Origin of the sequence: Pseudoalteromonas sp. OANN1, assembly GCF_024124685.1 — a bacterium.
Taxonomy (GTDB): domain Bacteria; phylum Pseudomonadota; class Gammaproteobacteria; order Enterobacterales; family Alteromonadaceae; genus Pseudoalteromonas; species Pseudoalteromonas piscicida.
Map to the genome: position 1 here is coordinate 96,694 of NZ_JAMXSE010000019.1, position 23,284 is coordinate 119,977.

19 protein-coding genes are annotated in these 23,284 nt (G+C 42.2%); 13 read left to right on the forward strand and 6 right to left on the reverse strand.

The annotated features are described in order from the left end of the window. The first annotated feature begins 256 nt into the window (after nt 1-256). Nucleotides 257-1,147 (forward strand): transcriptional activator NhaR, encoded by an 891-nt coding sequence (nhaR, locus tag NH462_RS15805; RefSeq protein WP_010375614.1) that lies wholly within the window; start codon nt 257-259, stop codon nt 1,145-1,147. Nucleotides 1,148-1,160: 13 nt separating this feature from the next. On the opposite strand, the gene NH462_RS15810 is transcribed toward nhaR, so the two are convergent. Next, nucleotides 1,161-1,871: a LytTR family DNA-binding domain-containing protein gene (locus NH462_RS15810; RefSeq protein ID WP_010375612.1), complete on the reverse strand. Its 711-nt coding sequence runs from the start codon at nt 1,869-1,871 to the stop codon at nt 1,161-1,163. A gap of 280 nt (nt 1,872-2,151) precedes the next feature. On the opposite strand from NH462_RS15810, the gene NH462_RS15815 reads away from it, so the two are divergent. The 4 genes from NH462_RS15815 (at nt 2,152) to NH462_RS15830 (ending at nt 8,676) form a co-directional block, all read left to right on the forward strand. Next, nucleotides 2,152-4,995 (forward strand): TonB-dependent receptor, encoded by a 2,844-nt coding sequence (locus NH462_RS15815; RefSeq protein ID WP_010375611.1) that lies wholly within the window; start codon nt 2,152-2,154, stop codon nt 4,993-4,995. Nucleotides 4,996-5,220: 225 nt separating this feature from the next. Further along, the gene (locus tag NH462_RS15820; RefSeq protein ID WP_253106558.1) at nt 5,221-7,020 is read left to right on the forward strand and encodes a tetratricopeptide repeat protein; all 1,800 of its coding nucleotides are present in this window, start codon (nt 5,221-5,223) and stop codon (nt 7,018-7,020) included. A gap of 17 nt (nt 7,021-7,037) precedes the next feature. After that, nucleotides 7,038-8,198, forward strand: coding sequence for an aspartyl/asparaginyl beta-hydroxylase domain-containing protein (locus NH462_RS15825; RefSeq protein WP_253106560.1), 1,161 nt, complete (start codon nt 7,038-7,040; stop codon nt 8,196-8,198). Nucleotides 8,199-8,400: 202 nt separating this feature from the next. Beyond that, complete coding sequence (locus tag NH462_RS15830; RefSeq protein WP_253106562.1) at nt 8,401-8,676, forward strand: SelT/SelW/SelH family protein; 276 nt, start codon at nt 8,401-8,403, stop codon at nt 8,674-8,676. A 59-nt stretch (nt 8,677-8,735) separates the two neighbouring features. Here NH462_RS15830 and NH462_RS15835 read toward each other — a convergent pair whose 3' ends face one another. Continuing rightward, a complete protein-coding gene (locus NH462_RS15835) occupies nt 8,736-9,212 on the reverse strand; it encodes a GNAT family N-acetyltransferase (protein ID WP_253106564.1) in 477 nt (158 codons plus the stop codon). 142 nt (nt 9,213-9,354) lie between these two features. Between NH462_RS15835 and NH462_RS15840 the strand changes: the two genes are divergently transcribed. From NH462_RS15840 to NH462_RS15855, 4 genes are all read left to right on the forward strand, one after another. After that, nucleotides 9,355-9,882, forward strand: a complete 528-nt coding sequence (locus NH462_RS15840) for a chalcone isomerase family protein (RefSeq protein ID WP_017218801.1) — start codon at nt 9,355-9,357, stop codon at nt 9,880-9,882. A 96-nt stretch (nt 9,883-9,978) separates the two neighbouring features. Next, nucleotides 9,979-10,509, forward strand: coding sequence for a DUF3833 domain-containing protein (locus NH462_RS15845; RefSeq protein WP_253106566.1), 531 nt, complete (start codon nt 9,979-9,981; stop codon nt 10,507-10,509). A 231-nt stretch (nt 10,510-10,740) separates the two neighbouring features. After that, complete coding sequence (locus NH462_RS15850) at nt 10,741-12,882, forward strand: prolyl oligopeptidase family serine peptidase (RefSeq protein ID WP_253106568.1); 2,142 nt, start codon at nt 10,741-10,743, stop codon at nt 12,880-12,882. 59 nt (nt 12,883-12,941) lie between these two features. After that, on the forward strand, nt 12,942-13,184 hold the full coding sequence (locus tag NH462_RS15855) for a Rho-binding antiterminator (protein WP_253106570.1): 243 nt from the start codon (nt 12,942-12,944) through the stop codon (nt 13,182-13,184). On the opposite strand, the gene NH462_RS15860 is transcribed toward NH462_RS15855, so the two are convergent. Next, nucleotides 13,170-13,631, reverse strand: coding sequence for a GNAT family N-acetyltransferase (locus NH462_RS15860; protein ID WP_253106572.1), 462 nt, complete (start codon nt 13,629-13,631; stop codon nt 13,170-13,172). The genes NH462_RS15855 and NH462_RS15860 overlap by 15 nt on opposite strands. A gap of 1,000 nt (nt 13,632-14,631) precedes the next feature. After that, the gene (locus NH462_RS15865; protein ID WP_290442452.1) at nt 14,632-16,362 is read right to left on the reverse strand and encodes an ABC transporter ATP-binding protein; all 1,731 of its coding nucleotides are present in this window, start codon (nt 16,360-16,362) and stop codon (nt 14,632-14,634) included. A gap of 125 nt (nt 16,363-16,487) precedes the next feature. Here NH462_RS15865 and NH462_RS15870 point away from each other — a divergent pair, with 125 nt between their 5' ends. From NH462_RS15870 to NH462_RS15880, 3 genes are all read left to right on the forward strand, one after another. Further along, a complete protein-coding gene (locus NH462_RS15870) occupies nt 16,488-17,378 on the forward strand; it encodes a TetR/AcrR family transcriptional regulator (RefSeq protein WP_017218807.1) in 891 nt (296 codons plus the stop codon). Between the two features lie 245 nt (nt 17,379-17,623). Further along, the gene (locus NH462_RS15875; RefSeq protein WP_253106576.1) at nt 17,624-20,368 is read left to right on the forward strand and encodes an ATP-binding protein; all 2,745 of its coding nucleotides are present in this window, start codon (nt 17,624-17,626) and stop codon (nt 20,366-20,368) included. Continuing rightward, entirely contained in the window at nt 20,365-20,721 is a 357-nt protein-coding gene (locus NH462_RS15880) for an Hpt domain-containing protein (RefSeq protein ID WP_010375589.1), read from the forward strand. The genes NH462_RS15875 and NH462_RS15880 overlap by 4 nt, the downstream gene beginning before the upstream one ends. Here the strand turns inward: NH462_RS15880 and NH462_RS15885 are convergent. After that, a complete protein-coding gene (locus NH462_RS15885; protein WP_253106577.1) occupies nt 20,718-21,500 on the reverse strand; it encodes an MBL fold metallo-hydrolase in 783 nt (260 codons plus the stop codon). The two genes, NH462_RS15880 and NH462_RS15885, sit on opposite strands and share 4 nt — an antisense overlap. 232 nt (nt 21,501-21,732) lie before the next feature. Here NH462_RS15885 and NH462_RS15890 point away from each other — a divergent pair, with 232 nt between their 5' ends. Next, nucleotides 21,733-22,701 carry a hypothetical protein gene (locus NH462_RS15890; RefSeq protein WP_253106579.1) on the forward strand — a complete coding sequence of 323 codons (969 nt, stop codon included), beginning with the start codon at nt 21,733-21,735 and terminating at the stop codon, nt 22,699-22,701. 272 nt (nt 22,702-22,973) lie between these two features. On the opposite strand, the gene NH462_RS15895 is transcribed toward NH462_RS15890, so the two are convergent. Further along, nucleotides 22,974-23,284, reverse strand: a 311-nt coding sequence (locus tag NH462_RS15895; protein WP_253106581.1) for a hypothetical protein, incomplete at its 5' end; no start/stop codon positions are given.

Genomic DNA, 23,284 nt, shown 5'->3' on the forward strand with positions numbered 1-23,284 from the left:
AGCATTATAGTACGATGCTCTTTACATCAAATATAAACCTTTCATATTTTTGTGGACGTCGAGCTGGTCCTTACAGTTAACGTTTAATAGCCTTCAATACCTACACCATCCACAAGTCAAGTTCTGTTTTTCTATTCACCTTCCGAAAGGCGATTACAAAAGAACTTATACTTGCTTAAAATGTTCGAATTAGCTACTGTTAAACGCAGAAAATTCCTGATTCTCCCCGGTTAAACCCAAGATTTTTACGAACAGTATGAACATAAACTTCAACCACCTTTACTATTTTTGGCAAGTAAGCAATGAAGGCAGCATCGCAGGTGCAAGCAAAGTCCTTCATTTGACGCCTCAAACCATCAGCGCGCAACTATCAAGCTTAGAAGATCGGCTAGGGAAACCTTTATTTATAAGAGAAGGAAGAGGACTCAGGTTGACTGACTTCGGCATTTTGACCAAGCAGTATGCGGACGATATGTTTTCGATTGCCAAAGAATGGTTAGAAACAACACAAGATGGTGCAACAGCCATACATCGCACATTAAAAGTAGGTATCTCAGATGCTATTCCAAAATCGTTAGTATCAAAGTGGCTTGCGCCTTTGATAGAAAATGAGCAAGTTGCCAACTTGCACTGTATCGATGGTCAGCAGTCGGAATTATTGGCTCAGATGGCGATGCATAAACTCGATATCGTACTTGCGGACAAACCACTTGATAGTAATATGCCATTTAAGGTATTTTGTCACGAGATAGGCAAAAGCCAGATTGGCTTTTATGGTTCAATTTCTAGTTGTGACGCACTTAGGGCAAACTACCCAAAGTCATTACAAGCGCAACCAATCATTCTTCCCGCGAAACACAGCCCAGTAACAAACTCGATTCAATTCTGGCTGCAAGAGCAAAATATAGAAATAAAAGTCGCAGGTCATGTGGATGACAGTGCCTTGATGAAGGCATTAGGTCAACAGGGGTTTGGCATTTTTCCTGCCCCTCTTTCGATAAAATCAGAATTGCAACGGCACTATGATGTCTGCCTCATTGGCACTATCGAAAGTACGTATCAAAACTATTACGCCTTCACACCTGACAGACTAATTAAAGACTCTATCTTTAGTGAATTCGTCCATTTTGCCAAAGGAGTAAGCTGACACTACAGTCAGCTTATGTTGGCTGCAAAAGAGAGGACAAGTTTTGTTTATAACGTCTCGAAAGGTGGAGTGAATCTCCGTTTTCTAGAATAACGTCGTAATCTCCATTATCTCTTGTCTTAAGTTCACTGATAGCATTTAAATTAACGAGTGAAGACTTATGGATCCTAGAAAAGCCAAAGGTTTTAAGACTTTTTTCCATTGATGACATCGTGTCCCTATGCAAGATTGAACGCTGCCGATTGATCATATGAAGTTCAACATAGTTTCCCGCACCACCAACCCAAGCTAAGTCTTCCACTTTTATCACATGAATATGCCCCGAGTCTTTTACAATCAATCTTTGATTCGGGACAAATTCCGATGAAGCTTCTTTAGAATCCAAGAATGCCAGCTGAAGAATATTGGTGATCAGAGCACCTTCTGTATCTTTCCCATCAACACTCATTGTTGTAGAAGCATTTAATTTAACATCTGTCGTTATTTTAATAGTTGGCACAGAGTCAAAATTTTTTATGATTGATTCTTGCTTTCCCAGGTCAATATCATGTGAAATATCAATTAACAAACAGTCGATTTCACCCGTCGAGATAGTTTCCAAAACATCAACAATAGATTGATAATAAACAAACTGGGAACAAACTGCGACTTCTTTTAATTTTGTACTTATTTCGACGCCAAGCTCAGACAAATAGCTAGGAATAGAGATCGTCACTCTTTTCATTCATCACCTTAAACACATCAACAGGTTAACAAGGATACTAATACTTTGTATCCTATTTCACAATAGTTAACATATTATTGTTATAGATTGTCACTATGTAATCTGCAAATTAAATTTGATCTTTTTTTTCTCGCCTGTCGTCACTGATTCCCATCGCCTTACGTATCTCAACTGGCATATTCCAAGCTTCCGTCATAACTTCGTCGTGATACTAATAAGCCTTTGTGATGAGTTATTAAACTTGCCGAGGGTATCTAAAACAAACCTATCAGGGGATATCATGAAACAATTCAAGCGTTCTAAGTTAAGTATGCTTATCACTTCTGCGTGCCTAATCGGCGGAAGTTTAAGCATCCAAGCATCAGCCGAAGAAGCAGCTGATGGTGCTAATGAAGAAGTCGAAAGAATTTCTATTACAGGTTCTCGTATTCAACGTGTTGCTTTAACTGCTAAAACACCAGTTATCGAACTAGACGGTTCTGAATTTGCCATGTCGGGTAACTTAAACGTTGAGCAAAAGCTTGCCGAGCTACCATTGACAGTTCCTTCTTTTGGCCCAAGCTCAAATAACCCGGGTGATGGTACTGCTCGTGTTGACTTACGCGGTTTAAACGATGAGCGTACTCTTGTTCTTGTTAATGGTCGTCGCTGGGTCCCAGCAACACAAACAGGTGTTGTCGACTTAAACACTATCCCTGCGTCTCTTATTGAAGGCGTAGACATCATCACTGGTGGTGCAGGTGCGGTATACGGTTCTGATGCTCTGGCTGGTGTTGTAAACTTCCGTTTGAAAGATGACTTTGAAGGTGCAGAAATTTCTGCGTTATACGACATCACAGAAGAGGGCGATGGTGAAAAGTTCAACACTGACCTTACCTTAGGTGGAAACTTTGCCGACGGTAAAGGTAATGCAACTGTTTATATTGGTTACGCCAAACGTGAGTCAATCTTTCAGGGTGATAGAGACTTTACTAACGTAACGCTCACGGAAGGCGATACAGGTTTAGTGCCTGGTGGCTCATCAGGTATTCCTGGCACTCGTATATTTTCCGGCCCTACGCTTCCTAACGGTACAACTCTAGGCCGCTTTGGTCCTAATGGTGAAGGCTTACCGTATACATCAGCCGATGCATTTAACTATGCCCCTGATAACTACCTACAACTTCCACAAGAGCGCTTAACGCTTAACTCTTTTGCACACTATTACATCAATGATGAAACTCGCTTATATAGTGAATTATCATTTATTCGCAACGAAGTACCATCACAGCTAGCGCCAACTCCAGCGTTCGTAAATGGCTTGGTGGTTAACCCTGACAGCCCATTCTTTGGTGCAGATGTTCAAGCCGCAATGAAAGCGTTAGTACCTGAACTTGATGCTGAAGGTGAACCAACAGGTAACATGGTTAGTCAACTTGACGCTAATGGTAACTTTACATTCGCTACAATTGGTCGCCGTATGGTTGAAAACGGGCCACGTCAATCAATTGATACACGTAACGCTATGCGAGTGTTAGTAGGTGTTGATGGTTTTATTGGTGATTGGGCTTACAACGCATACTACAGCCGCTCTGAACTAGATCGCTCTAATCTACTTAATAATGACGTTTCTGAAACACGCTTCAGACAAGCAATTTTAGTTACTGATGACGGTAGCGCATGTCAAGATACATCTGGCGGTTGTGCACCATTGAACATATTCGGTGAAGGTAATATTTCACAAGCGGCGATTGATTTTATCAACGTTGGTGCATCTAACGTAACAAATATCAAACAAGAGATCTTCCACGTCGATTTTGCTGGTGAATTACCATTTACCGTGCCATCTGCTGATTTGCCGGTAGGTTTCGTAATTGGCTACGAAAGCCGCTTTGATGATTCGAGCTTCCGTCCTGATGAATTCTTAGCATCTGGTGATGTTTTGGGCTTTAACGCTGGTGAGCCAACCGTTGGTAGCTATAGTGTTGATGAAATCTTCACAGAAATCGACATTCCATTAGTGACAGATGCGGCATTTGCTGAAGACATTACACTATGGTTTGCAGGGCGTCTTTCTGACTATTCAAACATTGGTAACGTCTCTTCATTTGCAACAACGCTAAACTGGAAAGTGAATGAATACGTTTCGTTCCGCGCGGGTTATCAAGAATCTGTACGTGCACCTAACATCTCAGAACTATTCCAAGGCGCAGCAAATGGCTTCCCAAGCGCAACCGATCCATGTAGCGTTGATGGTTTCGTAGAAGGAAAAACAGATAGATCACTTTGTGAAGCTCACGGTGTTGCATCTTCTCAAGTCGGTGTATTCGAGCAAGCAAACGCGCAAATCGAGGGGAGCTTTGGCGGAAACCCAGAGCTGAAGGAAGAAACATCGGAAACGGTCACGCTAGGTCTTGTTATTACACCTACAGAAAACTTTGACGTGACTATCGATTACTTCGATATTCAAATTGATGATGCTATCGATGTACTAGGTGGTGGCGTAAACAATATTCTGGATGTTTGTTACAACCAGCTTAAAGATCCAAGCTCTGAGTTCTGTCAAGCGATTACTCGTCGTCCTGATGGCAACGTAGACCTTGTGACGGCACTCAATGCTAACATAGCTGAACTAGGTACTAAGGGTTATGACGTTAACTTCAATTGGAGGACTGAGCTTGACTTTGGTATCGGCGAGAATGGATCAACATTGAGTATTAATTCAAAGAACACCATTCTTGATGAGTACTTTAAAACAGCAAGTGTTGGCTTTACAGAAACTAATTACTGTGAAGGTAAATTCGGTAACACATGTCTTACCCCTCGACCAGAGTTTCAGAGTAATAACCGCTTCACTTGGACTTCAGGTGACTTAAGCGTGTCAGCACTAGTGCGATATATGAGCGAAGTTGATGATGACACTGGCGAAAACGAAATTGTGCCTACATCTAAAGCTGTATGGTACCTTGATCTTAGCGCAAGCTATCACTTCACAGACCATGTACAAGCAACATTTGGTGTTAAAAATGCGCTAGACACCGAACCAACAGCTCTAGGTGATGCTCAGCAACAAGCCAATACATTCCCAGAGTTGTATGACGTAATTGGCCCACGTTACTTCGTGAGTGCTGTGTACACGTTCTAATCAGTTGATACTGAAAGACTAGGGAGCTTCGGCTCCCTTTTCTGTTGTTGCTGTATAAGTCCCTTAATCTACAGTAAGTTACTAAGTTTTCCATCGCGTTTACTAAAAAATTAATCAAAACCAACAAAACTTAAAAATAACAACACCCTACTCGCAACTAAGTCGAGTTTGGCTAAAATAAAAAGTATGCAGCTCAGTCAAATTGACCGTTTAAGAAAAAATAATATGAAGCAAGCGCCCGAAATTACTATTGCAGTTCAAGATGCTTTTAAATTGATCCAACAAAAACAATATCAACAAGCGTTAACTAAGCTACAGCCTTTTATTGACTCGCCTCACCCCGATCTGCATTACCTTTTGGGAATTTGCTATAAATCACTAGCCGAGTGGCAAAGCGCAATAACTTCATTAAGTGATGCCGCGAAACTCGCCCCACTTAAAACTGAAATCTTAACTCATCTAGCCAAATGTTACTGGCTATCGGGTGATTTACACCAAGCAGAAGCCCATTACCTTGCGCTGTATGAAGCTGAGCCCAAAAATCTAGATTTACTTAAAAACTTGTCGCTGCTGTATCTTGAACAAAACCGGCTCGACATGGCAAGTCAATGGGCACTCAAAGGACAATCTCTAGATGATTCTGGACAACTCACCAAAATACTCGGGGACGTTGAAAAAACAAGAGGAAACCTTAGTGAGGCGATCAGTTACTATCAACAAGTTCCCCAACACTCTCCGGTTGTCTTTCGGGCAATACACAATTTAGGCCTTTGCTATAAGTTACAGGCTAAATTTGACCAAGCAATTCAATGCTTTAAATTTGTACATCAAAAAGCACCTGAGCACTATGAACCGCTTTACAACCTCGGTGACTGCTTTTTTGCTAATGGTCAATTTGAACAAGCACAACAAGCCTACAATCTGGCATTGAAGCAAGCCCCATACAATCCAATCATACATAAAGCAATTAACGAGCTTTATTGGCAAAGTGGGCAGCATCAGCTTTTTGCTACCAGTTTACTAACCGTGATGGAGTCAGCAAATAACCGCCTAGAACTCATAGAGTGCCTAGCTGAACTGTACTGGAATACCAATCAGTACAAGTTATGTGAGGAATGTATACAGGCGTCGGGTTACGCAGATACTTCAGCAACATTACTCGCGTTAAGAGGACGTCTAGCGGCCACAAACAATGAGCTAAATGCAGCCTTTGAGCATTTCGATAATGCCAATAAGATAGTCGTTAATTACGACAGGATATGTGAGCAAGCAAAATTTGCAATCCAGCTTGGAAAGTTCAGTACCGCACAATCCCTGCTCGAAAAAGTGTTGCAAGCACAGCCCAACTCACAACTTGCATTAGCTTGGCTAAGCGCAGTATATCAAGCTACCGATAAAAAAAAGCACCACGCTCTATGCAACCCTGATTTTATTCTGACCACAACCTTAGGTGCTCCGAGCGGCTATCAAGACACTGAAGACTTTCTTAAAGCGTTGGAGTCATGCTTACTAACACTTCATCAAGGCAAACAAGCACCAAGTGAACAAACCTTAGTAAATGGCTCACAAATTTCAGGAGGCTTGCTTAATAGAGATATCGAAATCATCTCCAAAGCTCGAACTCAACTGCTGCGAGATATAGATAAATGCCTTAATAAGTTAGATTTAGATCCAGAGCATCCCTTTTTAGCTCATTTACGCAAAGAGAAATGCATTACAGGCTCATGGTCTGTCAAACTGACGGAGCAAGGTTTCCACGTAAGCCATATTCACCCCGCAGGTTGGATTAGTGTAGTTCTATATATCAACACGCCAAATGACGATAGCAACAATGGTGTCATTGAGTTTGGGCGGCCACCACTGGCACCACCCTACGATTTTCCACCATTCAAAACCGTAAAACCTCAACGAGGGCAAATCGTGATCTTCCCCTCTTATTTTTGGCATGGAACACAGCCATTTAACCCTACCGGTAATAACTATCGAATGACTTTGCCACTCGATATTGGCGTTCTTAATAAATAGAAAGAGAAACCACTTTAATGACAAACGAAGAGACACAACCACTAAATATAGACTCACTTTTACAGCCAACTCTCGAGTGCGAGCCACAAAATAGTTGGTCATTACTATTATCGAAGCTAATCGATAGTTATCCTCAAAGTGCTGAACTAAGCTATCGGGTTGCTGTAATTTTAGAGCAAATTGGCGCGTTACCTGAAAGTGAAAAGGCCTACTTTCACTGCCTTACTCTGGCACCTAAAAACTACTTAGTGTATCTCTACCTTGGACATTTATTAGAGAAGAAGGGAGAAGACAGTACAGCACTCGTATGTTACACCCTATGTGAAGCACTCACAGGTAGCTTTAAGCGCCTTCAACTCGCCAATAGCACCGCCCCTCAAACACTTGAGAGATTCCAAAAAGCTTGGCAGTGTATGGAAAAGAACCTTGGTACAGCATCAAGCATTGAGTCCGGTCGCTGGGTGCAATATAGTAGTAAACCCTTCGAAACAACCCAAGCACCACACCTTTTTTACGTTGCGAATCTAAGTGCTCATCCTATCTGGCCTGCGGAACAATTTGCATGGTATGAAAGCTTTAACGCTACGATCCCCGACATCATCAAAGAATTTCACACTACGTTTAATACCGCATCTTCACACCTTACGCCTTATTTGTCGGGTAAAGAGTATGAAAGCGCATTTCCAATGCTCGCAAACAGTAACAACTGGCAAGCGTTATCCCTTTTTAAAGAGGGAGTGGAAAACGTTTCAGTGTCAAAGCACTTTCCTATACTTAAAAAAGCCTTAGAGAAAGTACCTTGTTATGGCTTAACAGCATCTCCATACGAAGTGTTTTACTCTAAATTAGCCAAAGGCCAAACCATCACTCCACATTACGGCCTTTCGAACCACAGCTTAACAGTGCATTTAGCCATAGATATTCCCCATGACTGTTACCTAGACGTCAATGGCGAGCGTGTTTCATGGCAAGAGCATCAACTCACCATCTTTGATGACTCCTATTTGCATATGGCACATAATGGCAGCGACCGTGACCGAATTGTACTTATATTCTCAATTTGGCATCCTGATCTAACATCGACTCAACGCCAAGCAATCCAATCAGAATTTAAAAATAGACAACGCTGGATTGATAATTTGAACGCAGCTTTGGGTCAATATAGAAACGATCACTAGAATCCTAATTTTCATCACGTCTCCCCCCCAACTTACCACAAAAGGGTTGTTACTATGTGAATAACCCGTAACTTAAAGTCTGACCTTATGATTGAGGTCTCCCTGGATAATTTCGGGGGGTAACCCCCGTTTTTTTCATACTAGCCACATCATAAATCACAGTGCTAAAATCCAATCACAACCTTCAAGTTTATGTAAATTCATGCAAAAACCGATCATTACAATTCATTATTGCGTGCTTTGCCAATGGATGCTGCGAGCTTCTTGGCTTGCACAAGAGTTGCTTTCAACTTTCTTCGACGATTTAAAGCAAGTTGCACTTGCACCAGCAAGTAAAGGCGTATTCGAAATTTACTACAATGATACGTTAATTTGGTGCCGAAAAGCCGATGGTGGCTTTCCTGAAGCCAAGGTGCTCAAAAGAAGAGTGAGAGATTTATTAGATCCTGAGCGTGATTTAGGCCACGTAGATAAGTAACCATAACTTAAAAAAACATGAGATTGAGCGGGCTAAATAGCCCTCTCAATCCACTATACTTACTCAGCAAAATCGATGAGTTCTTGCCCTGATAAGCGATAAATAATCCACTCGTTTTGTGCTTTAGCACCGATACTTTCATAAAAATCGATTGATGGCTTGTTCCAGTCCAGTACCACCCACTCAAAACGACCGCAGTCCTTTTGTAGTGCTAGCCTTGCGAGGTATTTCATGATCCCTTTACCTGCACCAACACCGCGTTTGTCTTGTGACACATATAAGTCTTCAAGATACAGCCCGTACTTGCCAAGCCAAGTAGAATAATTAAAGAAATATACTGCGAACCCAATTGCTTCACCATCTAATTCACAAATAACGCTGTGCGCTCTGGCTTCTTTACCAAACAATTTCTGTTCTATTTCTTCCACGGTATTGAGCACGGCATCTGGCTCTTTCTCATAAATTGCAAGTTCGTTAATAAAATGCAGTATTGTCGCGGCATCAGCTACTTCTGCTGGGCGAATTGAAAGGCTCATAATGGCTCCTGTATGTAGGTTTTAGTCAGCTTAACAAATTGTAAAGGGGGATGACAGCACCTTTCAGGCAGCAGTAAAGTGAACAAACTCTCCAGCTCGTTCGTATAAAGGACTAACCGTTTTTATATAGGAAGAGGTTAGTATGCAAAGGGCCATCTTTGCCTTTTTGATTTTGCTTTTCAGCACTCAGGGTTTCGCAAGCACCAGTGATCTTGTAAATCAATTTATCGAAAACCCGAAGCAGGTCGGCAAAACAAGTCGAATGACCTATTTGTTTTGGGATGTTTATGATGCCAGCCTTTATGCCCCCCAAGGAGCGTACTCTCAAGACCAGCCTTTTGTACTGGCACTACATTATTTACGCGCGCTTGACGGCAAAGAGATAGCAAAACGCTCACTAAAAGAGATGGAAAAGCAAGGGTTTAATAATTCGAGTCAAGGTGAGCGATGGCTGGCAGAAATGAAAAAAATCTTCCCCAATGTCTCTAAAGGGACCGTGCTTTTTGGCGTGAGGACCCCCGAAGGAACTACACAGTTTTACCAAGATAAAAACCTTATTGGCGAAGTGAAAGATTCGGAATTTACGACCCGTTTTTTCAATATTTGGCTCGGTGAAAAAACATCCGAACCAACCATGCGAGCCGAGCTTCTAGGTCTAAAGCGGAAATAGCATATGGTTTTTTCCCAATTAATTTCATCTTCGCTATTTGGCTCACATATCAAAAGCAATAGCACTCAAAGTGGCCTCAAGCCTAAGGAGAAAACAATGCGCATCACTCTTGCAGTACTCACCTTATTTTTATTGTCGGCATGCAGTTCGGGCATTGACGGTAATAAATACTCGACACTTAAACCGCAATTTGACCCCTATGAGTTTTTTGTTGGTGATGTAAAAGCATGGGGAATAGTCCAAGACAGAGATGGCAACTTAGTGCAGCAGTTTACTGTCGATATTAAGGGCTCGATTAACAACAAGTCAGAGCTTGTCTTAGATGAGTCCTTTAACTATTTGCTCGGTGATGGCGTCAAAACGCGAGTTTGGACTATTACAAAAGCAGCTGGCAACCAGTATTTAGGCCGCGCCAACGATATCCTCAACTCAGCATCGGGCAAAACCTACGGCAATGCGATGAATTGGCAGTATAGAATGGACTTACCCGTTGACGACACCAGCTACGAAGTACACTTTGATGATTGGATGTGGTCTTTTGACCAAACCACTCTCATGAACCGCTCTTATATTGAAAAGTTCGGTATTGTAATGGCTGAAGTTACAATATTTATGCAAAGGCAATAATAATTACGCCAAATCAACTTCAATTTAACCTTCTTACTCGTGTATTTGTCTACAATTTGTAGACAAATACACCGGTTTCACTACAATCCACAGCCATTCAAATAGCGTAATCATGTCCAACACTGATAAATGCTTAACAAAAAATGCCGTATCGAAAAGTCGTATTGCTGAGTAAGGCGCAAGAAACTGCGGCGAGATAGTAGCTAATAAGAACCAATAGGAATCCCCACAATGATAAAGAAGATACTAGCTGGAGCCATTGCTCTTGCGCTTGTCGGATGTGTTAATACCGAAAATGAACAATCTAATAATGCGGCATTGACGCAATCTGTGAAATATCCAATGACTAAAACAGGCACCGTGGTAGACAGCTACTTTGGTACGCAAGTGGCGGATCCATATCGCTGGTTAGAAGACGATAAAAGCGCAGAAACCGCTGCGTGGGTAAAAGCACAAAACGAGACTACTCAAGCATATTTATCGCAGATTCCATATCGTAAAGACATCGAAAAACGCCTCACTGAACTACTTGATTACGAGCGTGTTTCTCAGCCTTTTAAGCACGGCAACTATACCTATTTTTACAAAAATGATGGATTGCAAAACCAAAGTGTTTTGTACCGTCAAAAAGAAGGTAGTGAAGCTGAGGTATTTTTAGATCCAAACACCATGAGTGACGATGGCACAACATCGCTTGCAGGATTAAGTTTTAGTAAAGACGCTTCATTAGTAGCGTATCAAATTTCCGAAGGTGGGAGTGACTGGCGTAAAGTGATTGTACTAAACGCCGAGACTAAAGAGCAGGTTGGTCAAACGCTGGTCGACGTGAAGTTTAGTGGTATCTCTTGGTTTGGTAATGAAGGCTTTTACTACTCAAGCTATGATAAACCTAAGGGCAGCGAACTTTCTGCAAAAACTGACCAACATAAAGTGTATTACCACAAGATTGGCACACCTCAAGATCAAGACAAAGTCATTTTTGGTGCCACTGATGCGCAAAAGCACCGTTATGTTTATGGTGGTGTAACAGACGATAAAAAATACTTGGTGATCTCTGCTGCGGTATCAACATCAGGTAACAAGCTATTTATTCGTGACTTAAGCAAGCCAAATAGTGACTGGGTAACGATTTTAGATCATACCAACTCTGATACCAGCGTGATCCACAGTGAAGGCGACAAATTGTTCTTAAGCACTAACTTAGATGCGCCAAATCGCCGTATCGTTAAAGTCAATGCGAAGCAGCCACAACCAGAAAACTGGCAAGATGTGATCCCAGAAACCGACAATGTACTATCGGTTTCAACAGGGTCAGGTTACCTATTTGCGACTTACATCAAAGATGCAATTTCATTGGTAAAACAGTATGACTTCACAGGTAAACTGATCCGTGACATTACGCTTCCAGGTGTAGGCACTGTAAGTGGCTTTAGCGGTGAGGAAGAAGATAAAGTACTTTATTACTCATTCACTAACTACAACACCCCGAGATCTATCTTTGCTTTCGATGCAGAATCAGGGCGTAGCGAGTTATATAGTTCAGATAAAGTAGATTTTGATTCAGATGCTTACGTGTCTAAGCAAGTTTTTTACACCTCAAAAGACGGCACCCGTGTGCCGATGATCATCACCCATAAAAAAGGGCTGAAACTGGATGGTAACAACCCGACTCTGTTGTATGGTTATGGTGGATTTAATGTCAGTCTTAAGCCTTACTTTAGCCCAACACGTGCAGCTTGGTTAGAGCTGGGTGGTGTTTATGCGGTAGCAAACTTACGTGGCGGCGGTGAGTATGGTAAAAAATGGCACAAAGCTGGTACTCAAATGCAAAAACAAAACGTCTTTGATGACTTTATTGCTGCAGGCGAATATTTAGTATCTGAAAATTATACTTCAAGTGAAAAGCTTGCAATTAACGGTGGTTCGAACGGTGGTTTGTTAGTAGGTGCAACGATGTTACAACGTCCAGACCTATTCAAAGTAGCTGTACCTGCGGTAGGGGTACTTGATATGCTGCGTTACCACACGTTTACTGCTGGTGCTGGCTGGGCTTACGATTACGGTACGGCGGAAGACAACAAAGAGATGTTTGAATACCTGAAAGGTTATTCACCTGTGCATAACGTAAAGGCTGGTGTAAATTATCCAGCAACTATGATCACTACAGGTGACCACGATGACCGCGTAGTACCTGCACACTCTTATAAGTTTGCCGCTGAGCTACAAAGCAAACACACAGGTGCTAATCCGACGCTTATTCGTATCGAAACCAATGCTGGACACGGCGCAGGCACACCGATAAGCAAGACGATTGAACAGTATGCCGATATTTATGGCTTTACGCTTTACAATATGGGAATTAAGTCTCTTTAAAGTTAAGTTCGAAAAGCCACCTGTGAGTAGAGGTGGCTTTATTCAATAAGGACGTATCTATGCTCAGTTGCCAACAGTATGATTATATCGAACTGGCGTGTATAAAACGCCTAGCGGTTACTATTGAGATGAAAGGTGGTAAAGTTGTGCATGGCAGCTGCGAAAACACGGCTATAGTCGGCAAACAGGAGTGTTTAGTTTTAGAGCGAGAAAATCAAACGGTCACTGTGGTACTTGCAGAGATTGCCAGTATCTCTGCCGATACCGACAATCCCTATTTTGCTAGGTTAAGATTTCAGTGATAACGCCATAAAGACACTTAACGGGTTGTCACTGTACATACCAAAGCGTTCACATCGCTCAAATCCCAAGCTCTCATAAAGACTTATCGCACTGGCTTGCTTAGAGCCGGTTTCAAGCCGAATAAGTGGGATCTGCGCTTCACCCGCGTAGTGAAGCAAAATTTGCATAATACGTTTAGAAAGCCCTTTACCTCGATAGCTAGGTTTTACGTACAAGCGTTTAATTTCACCGTATAAGGTTTTATCAAACTGCTTTACAATCGCACCGCACGCTACAATGCCCTCTTCATTTTGTAAGCCAACGGCATACACGTTAGGTTGGTTAATTTCTTCTATTGATAAAGACTGTGCACTTGCGATTGGATATAAGCTATTCATAAGCTTATCGATTTCAGAAAACACCGCGCCTACTTGTGGGTCATCTGACTTTAACTGAATTAATTGCATACCTGCCTCTGAGAAGTAAGGCCAATTTGTCCTGCGCCCATAAACTGAGCAATATTATTACTATTCTGGCCGACGTCAAACTATACCGAGTTAGAAATAATAAGCAAATTATCGAGGTGAGATGATAGACTGAATGCCGACGGAAACTTTATGGTGGTGTTAGTTAAATAAAATAACTATATGTTTTACATAAATAAAAATTAGTAAAGCAGAACTGTTACAAAGTGTAAGGTGATGGTGTGAATTAGATACTTTTAGGTAAATACGAATTTTTCATTCTAATTCTGTCGGGCGGACTTCATGCTTTATCGCGCCGCTCTTATGAACTGCTACTTTGGTTGCTACAGGCTGTTTGCTCTTGCTTGGAAAGCTCAGTAAAGTCAGTAATAACAACACGCTTGTTAGCGCTACAATCAGCGGGATAGAGGTATGCGAACTTGTGTGTGATGCTCTATGGGGCATAAACAAACCTACGAAAATTAATTTGTCTTCCCTAAAAACCAATCCTTTTTAACCAATAACTAAAATAGCACTTAGTTAAATATGGTTACTTTCTATCACATCTAAACTTTTAGTGCTATATCATTTTTGAAAAACATCAAAAAGCATTAGGGCCTGTTTATCTTTCAAGTTTTTTTTGCAGCAGTTTGATTGGTATTTATACAAGGCAGAGCCTGCGTAGCATAGTTGTTCTATGTGAGTCAGGCGATAAAGACTTTGTGCTCCTGCAAAGTCACCTTACCCCACATCCTTGTGGGGCAACACAGAAGAAATGCCAATCAAGCGCTGCCCTTTGGGTTCACCTGAGTGCGCTTTGTTCATTGTTGCTCAACTTTTGCCTAGATCACTAGGCGGCAAGTCGAGCGTCGCGACTAAAACACACTCAGAAGAACAAAAATTAAACAGCAAAGGTCAACAGGCCCTAATTTAATCTTTTACCAATGACATTACTGTTCATTCTCTTTCCACTTACCCAACTGACAGACCTCAACCAAAGTTATTAGCTTGCAGTTTGAAGGCTGAACTGTTTGTTCACTAGGCTTTGGTAAAGCGAAGAGTGTTGCATCAAATACTGATGATCTCCCTGTGATTCAATCTCACCTTTGTTTATGACGATAATCTTATCAGCATCCATAACCGTACTGAGTCGATGCGCAGCGATTATAGTAGTACGACCTTTTTTTGCATTTCTCAGGGCAATTTGAATAGCGGCTTCACTTTGTGAATCAAGGCTTGCCGTTGCTTCATCCAACAGCAGCAATGCTGGGTCTTTTAATAGTGCTCGCGCCAATGCAACTCGTTGCCTTTGTCCGCCAGACAGAGTAATGCCACGCTCACCAATTTGAGTACTCAACCCATCAGGTAGTGTCGCGATAAACTCTGCTAAATCGGCCGTGGCAATGGCATGCTGTAATTGTTCATCATCTATTGTCTCATAAGTACCGTAGACCAAGTTTTCATATAAGGTGCCGCACAACAGCGGGCTCTCTTGCGCAACGTAGCCTATTTGCGCTCTTAAATTGGCTCGGTCTAGCTCTTCAACATTAAGCCCAGCAATTTCAATGTAACCACGCCTCGCCTGATAAAAGCCCTGCAACAAAGCGAAGAGTGTAGACTTACCAACCCCTGATGGCCCAACAATAGCGGTCGTTTTTCCACTTAAGAATTCACAGCTTAAGCTTTTAAATACCGGTTTGTCATCAGCATAACTAAAAGATAAGTTGCGAACATAAATTGACTTATCAGTCAGGTTAATCGTATGACCAGCTTCATTTGGTGGTGTCGTTGCTAAGATCTCATTAATACGAACGGCCGCTCCTTTTGCTTTATTAAACGCGGCTACCACCATGCTTAACTGCCCCATCGGCAACACGATGTTCAGTAAAAACATAATAAACGCAACAAAAGCACCTAGCGTCATCGCACCGTTGGCAACCCTTGATGCGCCAAATCCTAGTACTAACACTATCGAAGCCATGATCACTAAATTCACCAATGCGCCCATGGTCGCTAAAAGCGTATGTTCTGACATTGCGGTTTTATAGAGTGACTTCAATTCATTATTATTCTTTTTAGCTTCTATTTTCTCTGCACCTTGCGCTCTTAGTAAGCGGATATTGGCAAACAGTTCGGTTAACCTTCCAAGCATAGAGGCTTCAGTATCTTGTAATGACTTAGACAGATCCGTTAGCCTCACAGAAAACGGTAAGATAATCAGAAAACTAGCCGTAACTGCACCAAGCATTACAAGTGTCATTTGCCAGTCTAAAAACCATAGAATAATAAAAGAGCCAAATAATGAAACCACACCAGATATAAAAGACACAGACTGTTCGCTCACGAGGTTTTCAATAATTTCAGTGTCTTTTACGATACGATTCGCGGGCTCCCCAGCTCTAGTATTATCAAAGAAGGAAACAGGCAAACGAATAAGGTGCTGAAAAAGGTCTCCGCGTAATTTAAGCTTTTGCTCATTGCCAATTTTACCCATGATGTAAGTCATCAACCCTGTTAGCACAGCGGAAAACACTAATACCATAATTAATATGACTACCCGTTCATTTGAAAAATGACCATTTTCTCCGAGTTCTTCCAGCAATTTTTTTGTTTGCAAAGGCACCAACAAACCTAAAACACTAGAGATAAGCGTAAACAAAACCAGAGTTGATAGTAATAGGCAACTTGGCCGCGTGCGCCTGACTAGTTGTATTAAAGATGATGTATTGCTCATAATTATTATGTTCCCGTTGAATAGACAACATAATAATTGACCACATTTTGAATTTAGTCAATTTAAAAATGACCTATTGGTCATTTTTAAATTGACTGTATACTGCAATGTGAACAGGAGGAGCTATGTCTGATAAGCGAAAATTAATACTGGCGTGCGCGGAGCAGTTACTTTTAGCTGAAGGTGATAGTGCCTTTAGCATGCAAACCATCGCCAATAAAGTGGGCATTTCGAAAGGTGCTATCTACCTACACTTTAAGTCAAAAGACGAACTACTATTAGCCGTTTTTGAGCGTCAAACAGCGGATCTGCTGGATAAAATAAGAGCGATATTAGAAAGTGATAAATTGACTCCAATTGCCAAGCTAAAACAACAAATCCGCTTCCAGCACGAAGATTTACAGCAGTACCAAGCGATGTTTCAGCTCTTATTGCAGGAAGAGTCACTGAGTTTTTCAAATAATTTGATCATGTTCTATCAAGAGTTTCGCTTGACGTGGCTTACGCTACAGGAAGGTTTTTTACTTGAAAACTATGGCGAGCAAGTCCGGCCATGGAAAACCGATCTCGCGATGACGCTTGATGGCATTATAGCTAACTACCTTTCGCTTCCCGTGATCGAAGGTATTGATTTCGACACTGAAAAGCTGGTTAATTGGGTGGTGTCATGCATGGACTCAATTTGTACAGCGCTACCAAATCAAGCACTGTTGCCAGTGTTAACCGAGCAGGATTTTCCGTCCCAAAAAGAGATCGAAGCCAAAAAACGACAACTCCACGAACAAAAAGTCCAACAAGCTTTTTTACAGCTCCAAGAAAAATCTCAAAAGCTCAAGCTTGCACCACAAAAGCGTGAGATCGTAGACCATACAATCGCTCTGTTGGAAGCTCAACTACAATGTGAAAACCCTGATACAGTATTAATCAGGGCGCTTCTCGCAGGACTTCGAGACTACAGAGGATTAAATACTGAGCGCCAGCTACTCGCAGAAAGGCTCAATGTAGAGGCGGTGTAAACCACCGAGTAATGTGGTACTCGTACGGTTAGAGGAAAGCAAAATATTGCTTTACACTGCTGACTATCTTTCTTTTAAGAATAAGAGCCTTTTCATCAATCCATCGACGACTTCATAGGTCGCGATGGCTTTCTACAATTTACAACCTTTACCCTTCCACCTAAACATCAATAGATCGACCATAAATCCAGCAAGTTAATCATGAACTGCTATATTGTTTTATGAGGATATTATGGGGGGATACGATGCTAACAGCGCTTAAAGACAGTATGCCAATTTTGATTGTTACATCTGAATGGTATGTCAGTCATACAACCGCCGTTGCGGAAAAACTGTTCGCACCTGTCGATAACGTCATCAATAAGCACCTTGAAGACTTATTTATCTTTCCTTTATGCGTAGAAGAGCAGCAAAAAACAATTGCTGACGGCTCTTTGGTACAAGTGTCGTTGCGCACGTCGCCAAATGTACAATTTTTACTGTCATTTTATGATGTTCGCAGCAACGAAATATTCGTACATATTGCCGAGCTCTCTACGTATTATTGTCAAAATCCGTTGGAAGACGAACAAACTCGAATTTTGCGCCACGCCGTCAACAGCGCAAATCTGGGAGTTTGGTGCTACGATCTCCTTAATAAGACAGCGTATTTTTCTCCTAAATTTAAATCACTGATAGGCCTCCCAGCGTCAGCAGAACTTGACTGGGACACCTTAAAAAGCATGATTTACCACGAAGATCAGCCGCTATTTGCCGAGCTACTCGCTCACCATATTGAACAAGGGCTTATGCTGCATTTTGAGTTCCGGCTTGAGGTAAGGGGAACAATTCATTGGTTTGAGTTCAAGGGAGAGCAAGTTAAGTATTGTATTCGCACACACAGTGTTTATGGGATTTTAGCTGACTGTACTCACGAAAAAGACATGCTAGTCGCATTACATGATGCAGAAGAAAGCAAAGAACTTGCCATGCAAGCGGGGAAAATAGGCACTTGGCGAGCAATACGAGTGGCGAATCAATGGATCTGGAATTGGGATCATCAAGCGAATGAAATCTTCAAGCTTTCGGAAGACGATATCGGCAATTTGCATCTTTGGGAAGCTAGCCTTCACCCCGACGATAAAGCACGTGTTACTCAAGCGCTAGAAGCGTCGCTAAACTCAGGTGAAACCTTTGAGCAGCGTTATCGCGGCCTGCTCAACGATAAAGACATTGTTGTAGTGTATGCCAAAGGTGTTGTGGGGCTCGATGAACAGGGTCGGCCAGCACGTATTGACGGCGTTGTTATCGATCAAACCGATGTATATATTGCCCAGAAAAAACTCCAGCACATTAATCAAGAATTAGAGCAGCGCGTCGCAGAACGCACCGCAGATCTTGAAGCTGCGATAATTAAAGCTGAGCAGGCCAATCGTACTAAATCAGATTTTTTGTCCATGATGAGCCATGAACTCAGAACTCCCATGAATGGCATTATCGGCTCCTTAGATCTCATGGCACTATCAGAGCTTGATGAAGACAACCAAGAACTCTTAGAAACTGCGTCTATTTCAGCCAATAATTTAGTCTCAATATTGAATGACATTTTAGACCTAGCCAAAGTTGAACAAGGAAAAATGGAGCTTGAGAGCTACCCGTTTTCCCCTTCTAAAATGCTCAATAACATCATCAAAACCTTTGAAGCCCACGCGCGAGACAAATCAGTAAAATTAACGGTGCATGAGGACATAAAACTACCGCTAGAAGTGATTGGCGATGAAAATAGAGTACGGCAAATTATCTTTAACGTTGTCAGCAATGCCATCAAATTTAGCGTTGCAGATAGAGAAGGCGGTGCAAAAGTCACCATCAATGTGCACTGGGCATGTGAAGGCGTGGCCTTATCTCACTTGATATTTAAGATAGAAGACAATGGCATTGGCATTGCACCAGAAGTACAAAAGAAACTGTTTACCCCCTTTACACAAGCCGAACGCTCTATCACGAGAAAATACGGTGGTACGGGGTTAGGGCTTGCAATATGTGGCAAGCTTATTGACTTAATGGGCGGCAAGGTCGTCTTAAAAAGTAAATCCGGTGAAGGCTCAACTTTTACCATTACCATTCCTATTTGGCGCCCAAGAACACAACAGCAGCCCAATATTCTATTTAATACGCTCTACTGGTTAAGTGATACGCCTTGGCAAAGTTCGTTGGCGCTGACTCAGTTGTACAATGCCTGCACGCATTTTTGCAATGAGCTCAAAGTCATCGAGTCACCCAATGAAATCAAAGAGACAGACGATACTGCACTTATTCGTGTTGTCACAACGCAAGCCGGAGTCTGTGCAGAGCAAATAATCTCACCTATTCCAGAGTTAGTATTTCTTGATGAAAAAGCGTTTGCTAACTTGAACAGTACAGCGTTAACCACACAAAAACCAAAACCAATTGCACCGCAGACTCAATACGCTATCGGTCAATTACTGAGTAAACTTAAAGTAAGTCAGCAAAATGACGAGGCTGATTTAGGTGAATTAAACGATCTCAGTGAACTAGATGCACTACTTTCACTAGACAATAAAGTATCTAGCCCCACCGATGATGAATCGGATACTAGTGGTAAGCAACATATACTCCTTGCAGAAGACAATCCCTTTAACCAAAAACTCATCGTCAAACAGCTTTCTAGACTTGGAGTTTCCTGTGATATTGCCAATAACGGCAAAGAAGCCTTGGCGATGTATAAAAGCCAGCAATATCAGCTTTTGTTGACGGATTGCCATATGCCAGAGATAGATGGCTATGAATTAACTAAGTTAATTCGCGCATTTGAGTCCACAGAAGAGCGCAAAGCCATTCCTATTGTTGCCGTCACAGGCGCTGCTATGAAAGGGGATAAAGAGCTTTGTTTAGATAGTGGCATGAATGACTATGTTAGCAAACCGGTGCGATTACAAGAGCTTAAAAACACCTTAGATAAATGGTTAGATATGGACCTTACACAATGAGCAAAACCCTCAACCCTCAGGTGCTTATCGATTTAATCGGTGATGATTTTGCTACGGCGAAAAAGTTTTACACCGACTTTCTAGTGCAATCAAAATCTAGCTGCGCAAAAATTAAAACTGCATACCAAACTCGTGCTTTTCAAGCGTTAAAAGACGAAGCTCATTACCTCAAAACCTCCGCCAAAGCAGTGGGTGCAGAGGTACTAGCTGAACATCTACAGGCGTTAGAATATTCGGCACTTGATAACAACACCATTGAGTGCGCCGAAAAAATAAAAGCGATACACCATGAGATCGGCAGCGAGTTTGTTCGAGAACTAAAAGCCTATTTAACCTCTCAGTCGCAAAATTAAAGCGCAATCGGCTGCTCAGCGATAGCCACTTTGAGTTCTGCGCGTTCGAACTTCACAACATCTTCTTGATGCTGGTAATGATAGACCCAAATATTTTTAATGATGTCTTCACGATAGCTCATCAACAACTCATTAAGGGAGCAGTGACTGGGATTGTTTGCAAGACCGCAGTCATGAAAAATAACCTCGCCGTTACTGACGTGGTGATGGAGCAGCTCAGGAATCGCCTTAGTATCACCACTGTAAAACAGGTGACCTGGGAGATGTAACGAAAAAGCACTGTTGGGCTCATGATGACGAACGGCATAACTATGTATACGCTGCCCACGATGAAGAAAGCTTTCAGTGATTGGAAATAAACGAAAAACCTGCCATACACCGCAATTCCCTTCGCTTAGCCCGGTGTACGCGAGCATATTACACAACCCAACAACTAGCTCTGCTGGGGCGTATAAAGTGACTTGGTGCTGACTCAATGCAGCCTGAAAGTAAAGCTGCTCCAATCCACCGATATGGTCATAATGAAGGTGGGTGATAAACACAGCATCGGGTAATGACGAAAAATGCTTTTTATAACGCGACACCGTATCAAAGCCACAATCTATCAATAACCAAGGTAGGCCTTTATGGGTCAATACACAGGCAGAACACCCTAGAGTTGCAGCGCTGACGGCACTTCCTACTCCCAAAAAAACAGCAGCATCTGGTTTACAGTGACTGTCAACGAATGATTTCGGATTGACAGCGTGTAGCTCGGTTGTCTTCGTTATGTCTTTCATTGCACAGCCAAAGAAATCAACAAACAATAGCGCCAGACTACATTGTCGGATTTACAGCCATATGACAGTCACATCTGCAAACTTTTGGTTCAGCTCACTATTTGATTTCGCTATTTTGACCACCCTAAGGTTCGCTACCTGCTTAATCTATTGATTTTTTTATAACTTCATTCTGGTATAACTATTGCTGAATGGTAACCTTATGTCATCACCACTATGGAAAATAACAACAATGAAAAAGCTCTTCACCTGTTTAGCTGCACTTAGCCTTTTATCTGGCTGTGTCGTACATATCTCTCCAAGCGCAAGCGCAACCAAAACACTCCATAAATCTCTGCAACTCAACGCTGCAGACTTAAGCAAACTTGATGCAAATACCACCTCGGGTAATATCCAGATCATTGGATACGATAACCAACAAGAGATCCAAGTGGAAGCTTCAGTGTTAACCACAGAAGCAGAGAACTACCAACTTACACTAGAAAAATCCGGTGACACCGCCATGTTGGTGGCCGATTCAGATACAAGTTCTGGTGTACAATGGTATCGCAATAATAGCCCTAGAATTGACTTAACCATCACCATGCCAAGTCAACTTGCGCTAACGCTTGATGACAGCTCGGGCGATATAGCCATCAAAAATATCAAAGGTTTTATCAAACTAGATGATGGCTCTGGCAATATAACGTTGGAAGATATTCAAGGTGCTGAAATTGATGACGGCAGTGGCAATATCCATATCACTAACGTCCAGCAACTTGTTATCGACGATGGTTCTGGCGATATAACCATAAAGGGGTTGATCGATACACTCGAGTTGGAGGATGGCTCGGGTAATATTGATGTGACAGGCGGCACGGATATCAAAATAGAAGATGAGTCTGGCGATCTAACCCTTCGCGGTTTTAGCGGCAACACTGATATCATCGATGGCTCTGGCTCACTGATTGTTGAAGGTGGACGCAATATTAAAATCGATGATGAGTCTGGTAACATTCAAGTTCGTCAAGCCCAAGGCGATGTCACTATCGCTGATGGTTCGGGCAATACGGATATCGAAGCAGTTAAGGGCCATGTTCAAATAGAAGACGGTGCTGGAAATATTCGTGTGGTAAATGCCGGCTCCTTGACCATTACCGAATCAGGTTCAGGCTCGGTGAAAATAGATGAGATAGCTGGAGCCGTAAAGCTAGATGACTAGCTGAATGACTTTGGTGTGGAGCAATATACGATTGCTCCACAGTCAGAAAAGTTCAACATTAACTCGAGACTATGTGTAAAGTCAGATCGTCCTCCTGACAGGTTTCTACCCCATCCATGGGCTTCTTTGATGCCTAATGACAAGGCACTCTCTCATCACCCGAAAGGCATAAGTCGATATGCAATGTGCCGACAGGATGTCGGCTAAGTCTTGTCTGGCACAGGGATGTGCCTTACAAGACGGTTGCACTATATCGGCTTAGGATTTGAGGATTAAGTGTGATGCTGGGGCGACGTTTTCTTGGTTCGTTCTTTTTCGTCGTTTAAAAAGAATGAATGAGAAGCGCATGGATGCGCTTTGATACGAGCCATGGAGGGTAAGGCTAATATGTCCTCCTGACAGGTTTCGACGCCCATCCATGGGCTACGACTTACTTTTCTTTGCTTGCCCAAAGAAAAGGTAGCAAAAGAAAAGGCACTCCCAACATCACACTGACTCCTCAAGTAAATTACCAATATGAACGTCACCGCGGTGTAAGGGCCATCCTTGGCCCTGTCACCGCTTTTCACGCATCCATGCGTTG

Excerpts from the sequence above, each read along its gene's own strand:
- nhaR (WP_010375614.1), top strand. The coding sequence starts at position 257 with ATGAACATAAACTTCAACCACCTTTACTATTTTTGGCAAGTAAGCAAT.
- NH462_RS15810 (WP_010375612.1), bottom strand. The coding sequence starts at position 1,871 with ATGAAAAGAGTGACGATCTCTATTCCTAGCTATTTGTCTGAGCTTGGC.
- NH462_RS15815 (WP_010375611.1), top strand. The coding sequence starts at position 2,152 with ATGAAACAATTCAAGCGTTCTAAGTTAAGTATGCTTATCACTTCTGCG.
- NH462_RS15820 (WP_253106558.1), top strand. The coding sequence starts at position 5,221 with ATGAAGCAAGCGCCCGAAATTACTATTGCAGTTCAAGATGCTTTTAAA.
- NH462_RS15825 (WP_253106560.1), top strand. The coding sequence starts at position 7,038 with ATGACAAACGAAGAGACACAACCACTAAATATAGACTCACTTTTACAG.
- NH462_RS15830 (WP_253106562.1), top strand. The coding sequence starts at position 8,401 with ATGCAAAAACCGATCATTACAATTCATTATTGCGTGCTTTGCCAATGG.
- NH462_RS15835 (WP_253106564.1), bottom strand. The coding sequence starts at position 9,212 with ATGAGCCTTTCAATTCGCCCAGCAGAAGTAGCTGATGCCGCGACAATA.
- NH462_RS15840 (WP_017218801.1), top strand. The coding sequence starts at position 9,355 with ATGCAAAGGGCCATCTTTGCCTTTTTGATTTTGCTTTTCAGCACTCAG.
- NH462_RS15845 (WP_253106566.1), top strand. The coding sequence starts at position 9,979 with ATGCGCATCACTCTTGCAGTACTCACCTTATTTTTATTGTCGGCATGC.
- NH462_RS15850 (WP_253106568.1), top strand. The coding sequence starts at position 10,741 with ATGATAAAGAAGATACTAGCTGGAGCCATTGCTCTTGCGCTTGTCGGA.
- NH462_RS15855 (WP_253106570.1), top strand. The coding sequence starts at position 12,942 with ATGCTCAGTTGCCAACAGTATGATTATATCGAACTGGCGTGTATAAAA.
- NH462_RS15860 (WP_253106572.1), bottom strand. The coding sequence starts at position 13,631 with ATGCAATTAATTCAGTTAAAGTCAGATGACCCACAAGTAGGCGCGGTG.
- NH462_RS15865 (WP_290442452.1), bottom strand. The coding sequence starts at position 16,362 with ATGAGCAATACATCATCTTTAATACAACTAGTCAGGCGCACGCGGCCA.
- NH462_RS15870 (WP_017218807.1), top strand. The coding sequence starts at position 16,488 with ATGTCTGATAAGCGAAAATTAATACTGGCGTGCGCGGAGCAGTTACTT.
- NH462_RS15875 (WP_253106576.1), top strand. The coding sequence starts at position 17,624 with ATGCTAACAGCGCTTAAAGACAGTATGCCAATTTTGATTGTTACATCT.
- NH462_RS15880 (WP_010375589.1), top strand. The coding sequence starts at position 20,365 with ATGAGCAAAACCCTCAACCCTCAGGTGCTTATCGATTTAATCGGTGAT.
- NH462_RS15885 (WP_253106577.1), bottom strand. The coding sequence starts at position 21,500 with ATGAAAGACATAACGAAGACAACCGAGCTACACGCTGTCAATCCGAAA.
- NH462_RS15890 (WP_253106579.1), top strand. The coding sequence starts at position 21,733 with ATGAAAAAGCTCTTCACCTGTTTAGCTGCACTTAGCCTTTTATCTGGC.